Origin of the sequence: Crenobacter intestini (assembly GCF_004919095.1) — a bacterium.
Lineage (GTDB): Bacteria > Pseudomonadota > Gammaproteobacteria > Burkholderiales > Chromobacteriaceae > Craterilacuibacter > Craterilacuibacter intestini.
In genome coordinates this window covers 1-219 of sequence record NZ_STGJ01000032.1, presented here as the reverse complement: position 1 = coordinate 219, position 219 = coordinate 1, and the positions used below count along the sequence as shown (strand labels likewise).

Here is a 219-nt window from a genome sequence, read left to right as displayed (position 1 = left end):
ACCTGCGTGCAACTGCTGGAAGCCGGCCACGATGTGGTGGTGCTCGACAATTTCAGCAACAGCAAGCCCGAGGCACTGCGCCGCGTCGAGAAGATCACCGGACGCGCGCCGCTCTTGGTCGAGGGCGACATCCTCGACCGCGAGAAGCTCGACCTGGTGCTGCGCTACCCGATCAAGGCGGTGATCCACTTTGCCGGCCTGAAGGCGGTCGGCGAATCG

The 219-nt window shown here is 64.8% G+C and carries 1 protein-coding gene; it reads left to right on the top strand.

The annotated features are described in order from the left end of the window. Positions 1-219, top strand: a 219-nt coding sequence (locus E5K04_RS16290; protein ID WP_136555910.1) for an NAD-dependent epimerase/dehydratase family protein, incomplete at both ends; no start/stop codon positions are given.